The following is a 13,531-nucleotide window of genomic DNA, read 5'->3' on the forward strand; positions in this document are numbered from 1 at the left end:
CACCATGTCCAAGATCGCCATCGTCTTTCATTCCGGCTACGGCCACACGCAGCGCGTCGCGCAGGCCGTCGCCGACGGCGCGGGTGCCGAACTGATCACCATCGATGCCGACGGCAACCTGCCTGAAGGCGGCTGGGAAACGCTGAACGCAGCCGACGCCATCATCTTCGGCTCGCCCACCTACATGGGCGGCGCCAGCTGGCAGTTCAAGAAGTTCGCGGACGCCTCGTCCAAGGTCTGGTTCACCCGCGGCTGGCAGGACAAAGTGTTCGGCGGCTTCACCAACAGCGCCAGCTTCAATGGCGACAAGCAGGTCACGTTGCAGTACCTGAACACGCTGGCATCGCAGCATGGCGGCCTGTGGGTCAGCCTGGGTCTGCCGCCGGCCAACACCAAGGCCGCCACGCGCAACGACGTGAACAACCTGGGCGGCTCGGTCGGCCTGCTGGTGCAGTCGCCGTCGGACGCCAGCGCCGCCGAAGTGCCGCAGGGCGACCTCGACACCGCGAAGCTCTACGGTGCGCGCGTGGCCGCCATCGCGGCTAAGCTGCACGGCTGATCCACACCTGAAGCGCGGCCCGGAGCCGCGCCGCCCCACGATGAACGAACTGCTCGTCCTCCAGCCCAACGACAAGGACCTCGGTGGTGGCTTCAAGGTCCGGCGCTTGCTGCCGGCCGCGAAGCGACGTTCGGTGGGGCCCTTCGTGTTCTTCGATCACTTCGGCCCGGCCACGGAGACACCCGGCAACGCGCACGACGTGCGGCCGCATCCGCACATCGGCCTGGCCACGGTCACCTATCTGTTCGAGGGCGCGATGATGCATCGCGACAGCCTCGGCAGCGTGCAGGAGATCCTGCCGGGCGCCATCAACTGGATGACCGCCGGGCGCGGCATCGTGCATTCCGAGCGCAAGCCCGAGCGCCTCATGGGCGCCGAGTACGTCAACCACGGTCTGCAACTGTGGGCGGCACTGCCGCAGGCCTTCGAGGAGGTCGAGCCCAGCTTCGCGCACACGGCGTCGAGCGACATCCCCGAGCGCGACGAACAGGGCGCAGAGGTGCGCGTGCTGATCGGCGAAGCCTTCGGCACGGTCTCTCCAGTCAAGACCTTCGCCCCCACGGTCTATCTCGATATCGCCTTGCAGGCTGGATCGACCTTCGTGCTGCCAGCGCTGGCAGCCGAACTCGCGGTCTATGCCGTGGACGGCAGCCTCGCCATCGACGGCACGCCGATCGACGTCCACACCATGGTGGCGCTGCCGGACGGGCAGGGCGCCACGCTAACGGCCGCGCAAGCCGTGCGGCTGGTGGTGATCGGCGGTGCGCCGCTCGACGGGCCGCGCTTCATCACCTGGAACTTCGTCTCGAGCCGGCGCGAACGCATCCTGCAGGCCGGCGACGATTGGGCCGCGCAGCGCATGGGCCAGGTGCCTGGCGAGACTGAATTCATCCCGCTGCCGGGCCACCCCTTCAAGGTGCAGAGCCCGACGCCGGACGCGGGCACCACGCCGGTCTGAGCCGGCGCGCTCAGGCCTTGCGGGCCAGGTCCGGGTCTTCGGCGGCGCGGGCGCTGGCGGCGTTGCCGGTCGCGCTCAGGTCGGGCGCCAGCGTGCGGCGGCCGTCGAACACGAAGCAGTCGCCGCGGTAGTGCGCGCCGCCGACGTCCTCGAAGTACTTGAGGATGCCGCCTTCGAGCTGCAGCACGTTCTCCACACCAGCCTCGCGCATCAGGATCGCCGCCTTCTCGCAGCGGATGCCGCCGGTGCAGAAGCTCACCACCGTCTTGCCGGCCAGCTCGTTCTTGTGCGCCAGCAGGGCGGGCGGGAATTCGGTGAACTTCGAGATGCGCCAGTCGATGGCGCCTTCGAAGGTGCCATGGTCGACCTCGAAGGCGTTGCGCGTGTCGAGCAGGGCGATCGGCTGGCCTGCGTCGTCGTGGCCCTGGTCAAGCCAGCGCTTGAGCGTGGTGGCCTCGACCCCCGGTGCGCGGCCGGCCGCCGGCTGGATCGCCGGATGGTCCATGCGGATGATCTCGCGCTTGACCTTCACCAGCATCCGGCGGAAGGGCTGCGAGGCCGACCAGCTTTCCTTGGTGTCGAGCGTGGCGAAGCGCGGGTCGGCGCGCAGTTCTGCGACAAAGCCGCGAACCTCGTCCGGTGCGCCCGCGAGAAAGAGGTTGATGCCTTCGGGCGCCACGAGGATGGTGCCCATGAGCTGGCGCGCCCGGGCGCTGTCGAGCAGCGTGAGGCGCAGGGTGGCGGGGTCTTCGATGGCGCTGAAGAGATAGGCGGCGATGTTGAGGATGGGAAGCACGGGCGCAATTGTAAAAGTGCGCGCGCCGGCCGGCCGCGGCGGCAATGACCTTCGGTTTGATGCGGCGCAAGGCACGGCGCGATCGATCGGCCTAGCATGCAGCACGACCATCCCACGGCCTCCGCCTCTTTCCTCACGGAACCCCCGAATGAGCATCCGCCTGGCCATCCCCGACGCCCTTCGCCTTGTCGAACAGCTCCTGTGCAAGCAAAAGGTGCCCGACGACATCGCGCGCGATGTGGCCGAGCATCTGATCGAGTCCGACCGCGTGGGCTACGCGAGCCACGGCATTTCCATCCTGCCGGGTTATGCCAAGGCGCTGGCCGACGGCCAACTCGACGGCGCGGCCCGGCCCGAACTGCTGGCTGACCGCGGCGCCTTCCAGGCCTGGCACGGCCACCACGGCTTCGGCCAGCACGTGGGAAAGCAGGTGATGGCGTCCGCCATCGATGCGGCGCGCCGTCACGGGCATTGCATCGTCACGCTGCGCGACAGCCACCACCTGGGTCGCATGGGTCATTACGGCGAGCAGGTGGCCGCTGCCGGCATGGTGCTGGCCGCCTTCACCAACGTGACCAATCGACCGCCGATGGTCGCGCCTTTCGGCGGTGCCGAGGCCCGGCTCACGACCAACCCGCTGTGCTTCGCCAGCCCGCTGCCGGACGGACGGCCGCCGCTGATCGTCGACATGGCGACCAGCGCCATCGCGTTCAACAAGGCGCGCGTGCTGGCCGACGCCGGCGAGTCGGCGCCGGCGGGCGCGCTGATCGACGCGCAGGGGCAGCCGACCTGCGACCCCGCAGTGATGTTCGCCAAGCCGCCCGGGGCGCTGTTGCCCTTCGGCGCGCACAAGGGCTATGCGCTGGGGGTGGTGGCCGAACTGCTGGCCGGCGTGCTGTCGGGCGGCGGCACGATCCAGCCCGAGAACCCGCGCGCCGGCCTGGCCACCAACAACCTGTTCGCGCTGGTATTCGATCCCGCGTCGGCCGGCGCGCCGGCCTGGCAGACGCACGAGGCCGGCGCCTTCATCGACTACCTGCTGTCGTGTCCGCCGCAGCCCGGCGGCGAGGGCGTGCAGTACCCGGGCGAGTACGAGGCGCGCAACCGCGAGCGGCATGCCACGCACATCGAGCTGGGCGAGGGGAGCTGGAAGGCGCTGGCGGATCTGGCGGCCCGGTTGGGCATCGACGGCGCGCGCTGATCGGCGCCACGCCGGGAGCGCGTGCTTTCAGTAGCCTTCGGTCGGGACGGCGAAACCGGTTCTGACCGCGTGGTCGACCAGGCCGTGCGTCTTGCGTGCGAGACGCCACCAGCCGAGCGCGACCAGCGCCGCTGCCGCAGTGAGCGGCAGTGCCATCGGGTCGTAGAGCGCGGCCCAGACCGTCAGCCCGCCGAAGAGGGCCCAGACGATGGCGGCGCATTCGGCGGTGTTCTCCCGCATCAGCAGGAACGCGACGGACTTCGGATCGCCGTGCGCGCAGAACAACCCATAGACGAAAGCCAGCACGGCGGTGCAGCCGATGCCGAGCAACTCGAGCCCCAGCACCGGTGCGGAGGTGTCGTCTGCGGTGCGCAGGAGCGTGTGCATCGCGATGCACACCGCCAGGGCGCCACCGACGTGGAGTGCGAAGGTTCGCAGCAGCCAATAGCACCGTACGAGCATCGCCTGTTCCTGGTGGGTTGAACGGCGCCGACTCGCAGCGCCCATCGCATCGCAGCGCCGAGAAAATGCCTCGGCGTGCCGTTGATTCTGGATGGCTTTGCTCGGGCGTGCGGCCCTCCTTCGGCATAAGTTCACGCCCCCCGGGGGTATCGCTTTCGACCGATGCGAAATGGCGACGCCGCGCTCGGCAAGGGCAATCACAGCACGGCCCTAACACAGGCCGGCGCACGCCGCTGGGGCGGCCGGCTTCCTACAATGACCCGATGTTCGTGCATCTGCGTCTCCACACCGAATTCTCCGTCGTCGACGGCACCAACCGCATCGACGAAGTCGTCGCGGCCGCCAAGGCCGACCGCCAGCCCGCGCTGGCCATCACCGACCTGAACAATCTGTTCGGCGGCGTCAAGTTCTACAAGGAAGCGCGCGGTGCCGGCGTCAAGCCGGTGCTGGGCACAGAAGTCTTTGTCGACGGGCTCGGCGAGCCCGGCGTGCTCACTCGCATCATCCTGCTGGTGCAGAACACCGAGGGCTATCTGCACCTGTCGGAGTTGCTGGCACGCGCCTGGACGCAGAACGTCAGCCGTGGGCAGGCGCAGCCGGCCTGCAAGCTGGCGTGGCTGCAGGAACTCAACGGCGGGCTGATCGCGCTGTCGGGTGCGCAGGCCGGCCCGCTGGGCGCTGCGCTGCTGCAGGGCCAGGCCGAGCGCGCGGCCGAGGTGGCGCTGCAGCTGGCCGGCCTGTTTCCGCACCGCTTCTATATCGAGCTGCAGCGCGCCGGCCGGCCGGAAGACGAGCCGCACGTGATCGCCGCAGTGCAACTGGCGGCCCGGCTCAAGCTGCCGGTGGTGGCCACCCACCCGGTGCAGTTCGCCACCGCCGAGGACTACGAGGCGCACGAGGCACGCGTCTGCATTTCCGAGGGCGAGATCCTGGGCAACCCGCGGCGTGTGCGCAAGTTCACGCGCGATCAGTACTTCAAGTCGGCTGCCGAGATGGAGGCACTCTTCGCCGACGTGCCGAGCGCCATCGCCAACACGGTCGAGATCGCCAAGCGCTGCAACCTGACGCTGGTGCTTGGCAAGCCGCAGCTGCCGGACTTTCCGACGCCGCTGGTCGACGGCGTGCGCATGCCGATCGACGCGTTCTTCCGCGTCGAATCGTACGAAGGCCTCGAGGTGCGTCTGGCGCATCTTTATCCGGATGTCGCCAAGCGCGACGCCGAGCGGCCCCGCTATGTCGAGCGGCTCGAATTCGAGATCAACACGATCCTGAAGATGGGCTTCCCCGGCTACTTCCTGATCGTGGGCGACTTCATCAAGTGGGCCAAGGGCAACGGCTGTCCGGTCGGCCCGGGCCGGGGCTCGGGCGCCGGCTCGCTGGTGGCCTATGCGCTGAAGATCACCGACCTCGACCCGCTCGAATACAACCTGCTGTTCGAACGTTTCCTGAACCCCGAACGCGTGTCGATGCCCGACTTCGACATCGACTTCTGCCAGGGCAATCGCGACCGCGTGATCGACTACGTGAAGGACAAGTACGGCCGCGACGCCGTCAGCCAGATCGCCACCTTTGGCACCATGGCCGCGCGCGCCGCCATCCGTGACGTGGGGCGTGTGCTGGACATGAGCTACATGTTCTGCGACGGCATCAGCAAGCTGATCCCGAACAAGCCGGGCAAGCCGGTGACCATCCAGTACCCGCCGGCCAACCTGTCGGAAGCCGACAAGGAGAAGTACGCGATCGCCGCCGAACCGCTGCTGGCCGCGCGCATCGAGAAGGAAGAGGAAGTGCGCATGCTGGTCGAGCTCGCGCAGAAGCTCGAAGGCATGACCCGCAACATCGGCATGCACGCGGGCGGCGTGCTCATTGCCCCGGGCAAGCTCACCGACTTCACGCCGCTCTACCAGCAGCCGGGCAGCGACTCGGCCGTGAGCCAGTACGACAAGGACGACGTGGAGGCCGTGGGCCTGGTGAAGTTCGACTTCCTGGGCCTGGCCACGCTGACCATCCTGGAGATCGCGCGCGAGTTCATCGCCAAGCGCCACAAGGGCCAGGAAGACTTCGCCTTCGAGAACATCAAGCTCGACGACGTGCCGACCTACCGGCTGTTCTCCGACGGCAAGACCGAGGCCGTGTTCCAGTTCGAATCGCGCGGCATGCAGGGCATGCTGAAGGACGCGCGGCCCACGCGCCTGGAAGACTTGATCGCGCTGAACGCGTTGTACCGTCCCGGCCCGATGGACCTGATCCCCAGCTTCGTGGCGCGCAAGCACGGCCGCGAAGAGGTGGAGTACCCGCACCCGGCCGTGGCCGAGATGCTGTCCGAGACCTACGGGATCATGGTCTACCAGGAACAGGTGATGCAGACCGCGCAGATCCTGGGCGGCTACAGCCTGGGCGGCGCCGACCTGCTGCGCCGCGCGATGGGCAAGAAGAAGGCCGAGGAAATGGCCGAGCACCGCGAGAAGTTCCGCGCCGGTGCGCTTGCGACCCACGGCATCGTCCAGACGAAGGCCGACGAGATCTTCGACCTGATGGAGAAGTTCGCGGGCTACGGCTTCAACAAGTCGCACGCCGCCGCCTACTCGCTGCTGGCGTACCACACGGGCTGGTTGAAAGTCCATTACACGGCGGAGTTCTACTGCGCGAACATGACCGTGGAAATGGACGACACCGACAAGCTGAAGGTGCTGTTCGAGGACGCGGTCAAGAACTTCGGCATGACCTTCGAGCCGCCGGACGTGAACCGTGGCCGCTACCGCTTCGAGCCGGTCACCGACAAGGTGATCCGCTATGGGCTGGGCGCGGTCAAGGGCACCGGGCAACTGGCGGTGGAGGCCATCGTCAAGGCGCGGGAAGAGGGTGGTCCCTTCACCAGCCTGTTCAACTTCTGCGTGCGCATCGACCGCCAGCGCATCAACAAGCGCACGGTCGAGGCGCTGATCAAGGCCGGCGCCTTCGACGCCATCCAGCAGAACCGCGCATCGCTGGTCGCGTCGATCGACCGTGCCTTCGACTTCGCCGCAGCGACCGATGCCAACGCCGCCCAGGTCGACATCTTCGGCGACTGCGAGCACGGGTCTGCCGCGCAGGAGCCCGACCTGGTCGAGGCCACGCCCTGGGGCGTGAAGGAGCGGCTGACCTACGAGAAGACCGCCGTCGGCTTCTACCTGTCAGGCCACCTGTTCGACGAGGTGGCGCGCGAGGTGCGGCGCTTCTGCAAGCGGCCGATCGACGAGCTGCTCGATGGGCGGGAGCAGCAGGTGATCGCCGGCATCGTGAGCGACCTGCGCGTCATCAACGGGCAGCGCGGCCGGCTGGCGATCTTCAAGCTCGACGACAAGTCGGATTCGATCGAGGCGACGGCCGACCAGGCCGTGCTGGACGCCAACCGCAACACGCTCAAGGACGACGAACTCGTCATCGTCAGCGGGCGGCTGCAGCCCGGCCGCGGCGGCTTCGAGGCGCGCTTTCAGGTGCAGCAGGTCTGGGACCTGGCCGCGGCGCGCTGCCGCTTCGGCAAGTTCCTGCGGGTGGCGGTCAACGGCAAGGCGCCGGACATCGCCCGGCTGGTGAAGGACTTCCCGCCGCGCGTGGAGGTGAGCGAGGCGGGCGAGTTGCGCAACGGGCTGCCCGTGCGCCTTTCGCTGGCGCGCAACGGCGCGCAGGTGGAGCTGCAGCTGGGCGACAGCGCCAAGTTTTTCCCCACGGACGCGGCGCTGGCCAGCTGGACCGCGCAGGCCGAGGCCGGGAAGGCGGCCGTCATCTACGACTGAGGGCTGTCGACAGGCCTGCGGCCTTGTGCGGCTCAATAAAAAGTATTACATTCGTCGCCCGTTGTAACAGGGCAGCCGCTGCCGCGAGAGGACGTCCATGCAGTGTTTCGAAGACAGCCCCGTGCTCGACCAGCTGGACCGGGAGGCCTTCAAGTTCAAGCACAAGCTCATGGGGCATCCGGCACTGAGCCTGGACAACCTGCAGCGGGTGATTCCGTCGCTTCCCAAGGAACGCGTCATGTACTCCAAGGCGCTTCTGCAGAAGGGCGATGACTTCGAAGCGACCTTCAAGCAGCGCCCGGCCGACCGCACGGTCGAGCAAACCATCGAGAGCATCCGCGTGAGCGACGGCTATGTGATGGTGCAGGGGCCGGAGATCGACCCGTCGTTCGCGCCGCTGCACCGGGAACTGCTCGCCGATGTGCAGACCCTGATGCGCCGCCGCGGCGTGGGCACCGAGGCGATCGACCCCCAGCTCTACCTGTTCATCGCGTCGCCCAACGCCGTCACGCCCTTCCACATCGATCGCTACTCGACCTTTCTGATGCAGTTCCGCGGCAGCAAGGAAGTCACGGTGTTCCCGCAGTGGGACGAGCGCGTGGTGCCGTCGGTCAGCCGCGAGGCCTATGTGGCCTATGCAAATTCCCGCCTGTCATGGTCGCCCGAGGCCGATGCGCTGGGCACCAAGTACCAGTTCGCCCCGGGCGAGGCGATCCATATCCCCTTCGTCGCCGGCCACCATGTGCGCAATGGCGGGGACGATGTGTCGATCTCGATGTCGATCATCTTCAATACCGCGCAGAGCATGGCCTGGCGCCGCGCGCTGAGCTTCAACCATGCGTCGCGCCGGGTGCTGGGCCGCTTCGGCATCGCGCCCTCGCCGGTCGGCCGCAGCCCGCTGCGCGACAGCGCCAAGGCGCAGATCTGGGATGCGGTGGCCAAGGTGAAAAGCGCCCGCCGCTGACCTGCACGGGCGCTGCAGGCCGGCTCAGCGTTTGGGCTTGAGTTCCACGATGAGTATCGGCGGAACGCGGCCGTCGACGTCGCGCGGCAACCGCTCGGTTTTCTGCAGGGCGCGCAGGGCGGCCTGGTCCCAGGCAGGCAGGCCGCTCGACTGGACCAGCCGCGGTGTGCCGACGATGGTGCCGTCGGGTGCCAGGCGCACTTCGAATTCCGCCCCCGGATTGCCGCTGACCAGGTCGGCATCGGGGAACACCACGTTCGGCCGGACGGCAGCGGCCACCTTGCCGCCATAGCTGCCCGACGGGCCGGAGGACTTGAGCGCAGTGCCCGTGGCGCTCTCGTTGCCGCTGGCGCCGGCCAGGCCCTGCATGCGCTTGAGGGTGGCGGCACGGTCGGCGGCCGCCTGCTTGGCATCCGCTTCCTTCTTCTTGGCGGCTTCGGCCTGCTGCTGCTGCTGCTGCTGCTTGGCTTCGGCTTCCTTCTTCTTGCGCGCGTCGAGCTGGGCCTTTTCCTTGGCCTCCTGGCGATCCTCGGCCTCTTCCTCGGCGCGGCGCTTGGCCTCGAGTTCCTTCTTCTCCTGGGCCGCCTTGCGGGCGGCCTCGGCCTTCGCCTGCTGCTGCTTGGCCTGTTCCAGTTCGCGCTCGCGTTCCTTCTGCTCCTTGAGCTTCTTCTCGCGCTCGAGCGCGATGTCGGGCTCGCGTGGCGGCGGCGGTTCGGGCGCGCGCACCTGCGGGGCCGGTGGGGGCGGAGGCGGCGGTGGGGGAGGTGCCGGGGTGGGCGCGGGCGCCGGGGCCGGGGTCGGCGCCGGGGGCTGGGAGAGGCGCGGCGCGGCCTGCTGCACGGTGGTCGACCAGATCTCGGCTTCGACCGCATCGCTTTCCGGATCGCGCTTCCAGTGCACGCCCCAGGTCAGCGCAGCGATCAGCACCACGTGCGCGACAAGCGCGAGCGCAACGGCACGCGGCGTGCCGCGTGTCGGTGGGGGAGCGAACTCGGGGCGATCTGCTGCGAGCGACATGCCTTACTTCGCGCCCGTCGTCGTCACCGAGAGGCCGACGCGCTCGACGCCGGCGCGCTTGAGCTCGTTCATGGCCTTCACGACCGTCTCGTACTTGACCGACTTGTCGGCGCTGATGACCACGGGGCGCTGGGCGTCACCGCCCTGCGCGGTCTTCACGGCAGAACCGATCTGGGTGAAGGGCACGTTGGTGCCGCCGGTGCCGGTCGAGGGGTCCTTCTTGACCTGGATCTCGTCGTCGGTCTTGATGACGATCTCGATCGGCTTGTCGGGCTGCTTGTTGGCACGGTCGACGCTGGGCAGGTTGATCACGCTCGGCGTGATGAGGGGCGCGGTGACCATGAAGATGATCAGCAGCACCAGCATCACGTCGATGAACGGGACCATGTTGATCTCGTTGATCGTGCGGCGGCCGCGGCCGCGGGAGGAAACGGATGCCATCGGGTCGGGTCCTTGTGCGTGCGTGCGGGCGTTCGCTCAGCGACCGGTGGCCGAGCCCTGCGACGAAACATGCGTCGACAGGTTGCGCTGCAGGATGTTGGAGAACTCTTCGGTGAAGGTCTCCAGCGCGATGGCGATCTTGTCGATCTCGCGGGCGAAGCGGTTGTAGCTCACGACCGCGGGAATGGCCGAGAACAGGCCGATGGCGGTGGCGACCAGCGCCTCGGCGATGCCGGGGGCCACGGTGGCGAGCGTCACCTGGGCGAGCGCGGCCAGGCCGGTGAAGGCATGCATGATCCCCCAGACCGTGCCGAACAGGCCGACGTACGGCGACACCGAGCCAACGGTCGCCAGGAAGGACAGGTTGGATTCGGCCACATCCATCTCGCGCTGGAAGCTGGCGCGCATCGCGCGGCGGGCGCCGTCGAGCAGGGTGGGCGCATCGGAGATGTGGCGTTCGCGCAGCTTCTGGTACTCGCGCATGCCGGAGGCGAAGATGCGTTCCATCGGGCCGGCGAACTTGGCGTTCTGCGCGGCCGACGAGAACAGTTCGTTCAGGCTGGTGCCCGACCAGAACTCGCGCTCGAAGTCGTCGTTGAGCGTGCGCATGCGCTTGAGCGCGAAGTACTTGCGGATGATGGCGGCCCAGCTCGCGATCGAGATGCCGATCAGCAGCGCCACGACCAGTTGCACGACGAAGCTGGCGTGCAGCAGGAGGTTGATGATCGAGAGGTCTTGGTTGTTCATGGCTTCAACGGTTGGGAGATGGAGCTGCATTCGCGCTCGAGGGTTCCCGCGACATCGGCAGGAATGCGCGACGGCCGCATGGTGGCGGCGTCGACCCAGCCGATGCGGATCGTGCCTTCGCACAGCAGCAGGGTCGGCTCGTTCTTGGAGAGCACGCGCTGGGCGATTGTGGCCGACGCGGCGCCGATCTGACGCAGATCGGCCGTAACAAGCAGTTCGTCGTCGAGGCGCGCGGGCCGGTGGTACTTGAGCTGCGTCTCGCTCACGACGAACATGCCGCCGCTGCGTTCGCGCAGCGCGTGTTGCCCGATGCCCAGGGAGCGCAGCCATTCGGTGCGCGCGCGTTCCATGAACTTCAGGTAGTTGGCGTAGAACACGATGCCGCCGGCATCCGTGTCTTCCCAGTAGATGCGGATCGGGAACTGGAAACTCATCCGGCCAGCGTCTTGAGCCGCGCGATCGCTTCCTCGAGGTGCGCCATCGAGCTGGCGGTCGAGAAGCGGACGAAGCGCGCGGTCTCGGCCGTGCCGAAGTCGCGGCCCGGCGTGACGGCCACGTGCGCGCGCTTCATCACCTCGAAGGCGAAGTCCCAGCTGCCCTCGATGCCGAGCCGGCGCGCGAAGGCCGAGCAGTCGGCCCAGGCGTAGAAGGCGCCGTCGGGCACCACGGGCACCGTCAGGCCCAGGGCATTGAGTTGCGGGATGAACCAGTCGCGCCGGGCCTTGAACTCGGCACGGCGGCGTTCGTACTCGGCGATGCTCTCGGCCTCGAAGCAGGCGAGCGCCGCGTACTGCGCGACCGTGCTGGCGCAGATGAACAGGTTCTGTGCGAGCCGCTCGACCGCCGGCACGAGCGCGTCAGGCACCACCAGCCAGCCCAGGCGCCAGCCGGTCATGTTGAAGTACTTGCTGAAGCTGTTGATGCTGATGACCTGGTCGTCAATGGCGAGCGCGGTCTGGCCGAAGCGGTCGTCGTGCGAGAGACCAAGGTAGATCTCGTCGATCAGCGTGATGCCGCCGCGCCTGGACACCACCTCATGGATGCGGCGCAGCTCGTCGGGCGCGATCGAGGTGCCGGTGGGGTTCGATGGCGACGCCAACAGCACGCCGCGCGTCTTGTCGGTCCAGGCGGCCTCGACCTTGTCGGCGCTCAGCTGGAAGCGCTCGGCAGCGGTGGTCGGCACGAGGACGGCGGTGCCCTCGGCAGCGGTCACGAAATGCCGGTTGCAGGGGTAGCTGGGGTCGGGCAGCAGGATCTCGTCGCCGGCTTCGATCAGCGCCAGGCAGGCCAGCTGCAGGGCAGCCGAGGCCCCCGCCGTGATCACGATGCGGCGTGCCGGCACCTCGACGTTGAAGCGCTGGCGGTACCAGTCGCTGATGCGTTCGCGCAGGAGGTCGAGCCCGGTGGCCTGCGTGTATTGCGTCGCGCCGGCGCGCACGGCACGCACAGCCGCTTCCTGCACCAGCGGCGGCGCGGTGAAGTCCGGCTCGCCGATGTTCAGGAAGATCATCGGGCGGTCGGTGGCCGCCACTTCGCGCGCCAGGGCGCCGGCCGCCTTGGCGACCTCCATCACATAGAAGGGTTCGATCTTTTCGGCGCGCGAAGAGATCCTCATGCGCGCGCCTTCCCCGACGCGCGGTCTGCTTCGACCTCCAGGCTGCGCAGCTGCGGTGCCAGGCCGTTGAGCACGGCGTTGACGTACTTGTGGCCGTCGGTGCCGCCGAATTCCTTGGCGAGCTCGATGCATTCGTTGAGCACCACGCGCCATGGCACGTCGAGGCAATGCTTGAACTCGTAGACGCCGATCCACATCACGGCATGTTCGACCGGCGATATCTCGGCGAGCTTGCGGTCGAGCAGCGGCACGATCATCGCGTCGAGTTCGGTCTCTTCACGGATCGAGCCGTGCAGCAGGGCGTCGTAGTGCGCGGCGTCGGCCTTGTGGAAGCCGGCCAGGTCGCGCGTGAAGTGGTCGATGTCGGTCGGGTCGTTGCGGCCCACCAGGTGCTGGTAGAGCGCCTGCAGGGCGAACTCGCGCGAGCGGCTGCGGTTGGACTTCGCCGCGGCTTTGCGGGCGCCGGTGGCGGTCAGGCCGGTGCGGGTCTGGCGCGGCTTGGCGCTGGGTTCTTTGGGGGGGGTATCGGTCATTTGAGCGTTGCCAGGAGGCGCGCCATTTCGACGGCGACCCGGGCCGCGTCGCGACCCTTGTCGGTCTGCCGCGCAACGGCCTGTTCGAGGTTGTCGGTGGTGAGGATCGCGTTGGCGATCGGCAGGTGCGCGTCGAGCGCGACGCGGCTGACGCTCGCGCCGGATTCGTTGGCGACGAGCTCGAAGTGGTAGGTCTCGCCGCGGATGATGCAGCCGAGCGCGACGAGCGCGTGGTAGCCGCCGCGCCGCGCCATCGCCTGCAGCACGATGGGCACTTCGAGGGCCCCCGGCACCTGGACATGGTCGACGTCGCCCTCGGCCACGCCCAGGGCCGCGAGCTCGGCCAGGCAGGCCGAGGCCAGCGCGTCGGTGATGTCGGCGTTGAAACGCGCTTGGACGACGCCGATGCGCAGGCCCTTGCCGTCGAGTGGCGCGTCGGCGCCCTTGTTTGCATGAAGCACG

The 13,531-nt window shown here is 68.3% G+C and carries 14 protein-coding genes; 5 read left to right on the plus strand and 9 right to left on the minus strand.

Annotated elements, in window-relative coordinates; translation table 11 throughout:
• Positions 1-4 precede the first annotated feature (4 nt).
• Positions 5-559: a flavodoxin family protein gene (locus ACSFA2_RS15905; protein ID WP_435456284.1), complete on the plus strand. Its 555-nt coding sequence runs from the start codon at positions 5-7 to the stop codon at positions 557-559.
• 40 nt (positions 560-599) lie between these two features.
• Entirely contained in the window at positions 600-1,517 is a 918-nt protein-coding gene (locus ACSFA2_RS15910; RefSeq protein WP_435456285.1) for a pirin family protein, read from the plus strand.
• Between the two features lie 10 nt (positions 1,518-1,527).
• On the opposite strand, the gene ACSFA2_RS15915 is transcribed toward ACSFA2_RS15910, so the two are convergent.
• A complete protein-coding gene (locus ACSFA2_RS15915; RefSeq protein WP_435456286.1) occupies positions 1,528-2,313 on the minus strand; it encodes a sulfurtransferase in 786 nt (261 codons plus the stop codon).
• 148 nt (positions 2,314-2,461) lie between these two features.
• Between ACSFA2_RS15915 and ACSFA2_RS15920 the strand changes: the two genes are divergently transcribed.
• Positions 2,462-3,514, plus strand: coding sequence for an Ldh family oxidoreductase (locus ACSFA2_RS15920; RefSeq protein ID WP_435456287.1), 1,053 nt, complete (start codon positions 2,462-2,464; stop codon positions 3,512-3,514).
• Positions 3,515-3,541: 27 nt separating this feature from the next.
• On the opposite strand, the gene ACSFA2_RS15925 is transcribed toward ACSFA2_RS15920, so the two are convergent.
• The gene (locus ACSFA2_RS15925) at positions 3,542-3,976 is read right to left on the minus strand and encodes a hypothetical protein (RefSeq protein ID WP_435456288.1); all 435 of its coding nucleotides are present in this window, start codon (positions 3,974-3,976) and stop codon (positions 3,542-3,544) included.
• 263 nt (positions 3,977-4,239) lie between these two features.
• On the opposite strand from ACSFA2_RS15925, the gene dnaE reads away from it, so the two are divergent.
• Positions 4,240-7,752: a DNA polymerase III subunit alpha gene (dnaE, locus tag ACSFA2_RS15930; RefSeq protein WP_435456289.1), complete on the plus strand. Its 3,513-nt coding sequence runs from the start codon at positions 4,240-4,242 to the stop codon at positions 7,750-7,752.
• Between the two features lie 97 nt (positions 7,753-7,849).
• Positions 7,850-8,716 (plus strand): cupin-like domain-containing protein, encoded by an 867-nt coding sequence (locus ACSFA2_RS15935; RefSeq protein WP_435456290.1) that lies wholly within the window; start codon positions 7,850-7,852, stop codon positions 8,714-8,716.
• Positions 8,717-8,740: 24 nt separating this feature from the next.
• Here the strand turns inward: ACSFA2_RS15935 and tolA are convergent, their stop codons facing one another.
• The 7 genes from tolA to ribH are packed head-to-tail and all read right to left on the minus strand — an operon-like array spanning position 8,741 to position 13,530.
• Positions 8,741-9,733 carry a cell envelope integrity protein TolA gene (gene tolA / locus ACSFA2_RS15940; RefSeq protein WP_435456291.1) on the minus strand — a complete coding sequence of 331 codons (993 nt, stop codon included), beginning with the start codon at positions 9,731-9,733 and terminating at the stop codon, positions 8,741-8,743.
• 3 nt (positions 9,734-9,736) lie between these two features.
• The gene (locus ACSFA2_RS15945) at positions 9,737-10,174 is read right to left on the minus strand and encodes an ExbD/TolR family protein (RefSeq protein WP_435456292.1); all 438 of its coding nucleotides are present in this window, start codon (positions 10,172-10,174) and stop codon (positions 9,737-9,739) included.
• 36 nt (positions 10,175-10,210) lie between these two features.
• Positions 10,211-10,921, minus strand: a complete 711-nt coding sequence (gene tolQ, locus ACSFA2_RS15950; RefSeq protein WP_435456293.1) for a protein TolQ — start codon at positions 10,919-10,921, stop codon at positions 10,211-10,213.
• Positions 10,918-11,355, minus strand: a complete 438-nt coding sequence (ybgC, locus tag ACSFA2_RS15955) for a tol-pal system-associated acyl-CoA thioesterase (RefSeq protein WP_435456294.1) — start codon at positions 11,353-11,355, stop codon at positions 10,918-10,920. The genes tolQ and ybgC overlap by 4 nt, the downstream gene beginning before the upstream one ends.
• Complete coding sequence (locus tag ACSFA2_RS15960; protein WP_435456295.1) at positions 11,352-12,536, minus strand: pyridoxal phosphate-dependent aminotransferase; 1,185 nt, start codon at positions 12,534-12,536, stop codon at positions 11,352-11,354. The genes ybgC and ACSFA2_RS15960 overlap by 4 nt, the downstream gene beginning before the upstream one ends.
• Entirely contained in the window at positions 12,533-13,069 is a 537-nt protein-coding gene (nusB, locus tag ACSFA2_RS15965; RefSeq protein ID WP_435456296.1) for a transcription antitermination factor NusB, read from the minus strand. Before nusB ends, ACSFA2_RS15960 begins: the two co-directional genes overlap by 4 nt.
• Positions 13,066-13,530: a 6,7-dimethyl-8-ribityllumazine synthase gene (ribH, locus tag ACSFA2_RS15970; RefSeq protein WP_435456297.1), complete on the minus strand. Its 465-nt coding sequence runs from the start codon at positions 13,528-13,530 to the stop codon at positions 13,066-13,068. The genes nusB and ribH overlap by 4 nt, the downstream gene beginning before the upstream one ends.
• Position 13,531 lies beyond the last annotated feature (1 nt).

The sequence above is a fragment of the Variovorax cryoconiti genome, from assembly GCF_051216395.1.
Classification (GTDB): domain Bacteria; phylum Pseudomonadota; class Gammaproteobacteria; order Burkholderiales; family Burkholderiaceae_C; genus Variovorax.

Bases quoted from the DNA above. Each gene is read 5' to 3' on its own strand.
- ACSFA2_RS15905 (WP_435456284.1), top strand. From the start codon at position 5: ATGTCCAAGATCGCCATCGTCTTTCATTCCGGCTACGGCCACACGCAG.
- ACSFA2_RS15910 (WP_435456285.1), top strand. From the start codon at position 600: ATGAACGAACTGCTCGTCCTCCAGCCCAACGACAAGGACCTCGGTGGT.
- ACSFA2_RS15920 (WP_435456287.1), top strand. From the start codon at position 2,462: ATGAGCATCCGCCTGGCCATCCCCGACGCCCTTCGCCTTGTCGAACAG.
- ACSFA2_RS15925 (WP_435456288.1), bottom strand. From the start codon at position 3,976: ATGCTCGTACGGTGCTATTGGCTGCTGCGAACCTTCGCACTCCACGTC.
- dnaE (WP_435456289.1), top strand. From the start codon at position 4,240: ATGTTCGTGCATCTGCGTCTCCACACCGAATTCTCCGTCGTCGACGGC.
- ACSFA2_RS15935 (WP_435456290.1), top strand. From the start codon at position 7,850: ATGCAGTGTTTCGAAGACAGCCCCGTGCTCGACCAGCTGGACCGGGAG.
- tolA (WP_435456291.1), bottom strand. From the start codon at position 9,733: ATGTCGCTCGCAGCAGATCGCCCCGAGTTCGCTCCCCCACCGACACGC.
- ACSFA2_RS15945 (WP_435456292.1), bottom strand. From the start codon at position 10,174: ATGGCATCCGTTTCCTCCCGCGGCCGCGGCCGCCGCACGATCAACGAG.
- tolQ (WP_435456293.1), bottom strand. From the start codon at position 10,921: ATGAACAACCAAGACCTCTCGATCATCAACCTCCTGCTGCACGCCAGC.
- ybgC (WP_435456294.1), bottom strand. From the start codon at position 11,355: ATGAGTTTCCAGTTCCCGATCCGCATCTACTGGGAAGACACGGATGCC.
- ACSFA2_RS15960 (WP_435456295.1), bottom strand. From the start codon at position 12,536: ATGAGGATCTCTTCGCGCGCCGAAAAGATCGAACCCTTCTATGTGATG.
- nusB (WP_435456296.1), bottom strand. From the start codon at position 13,069: ATGACCGATACCCCCCCCAAAGAACCCAGCGCCAAGCCGCGCCAGACC.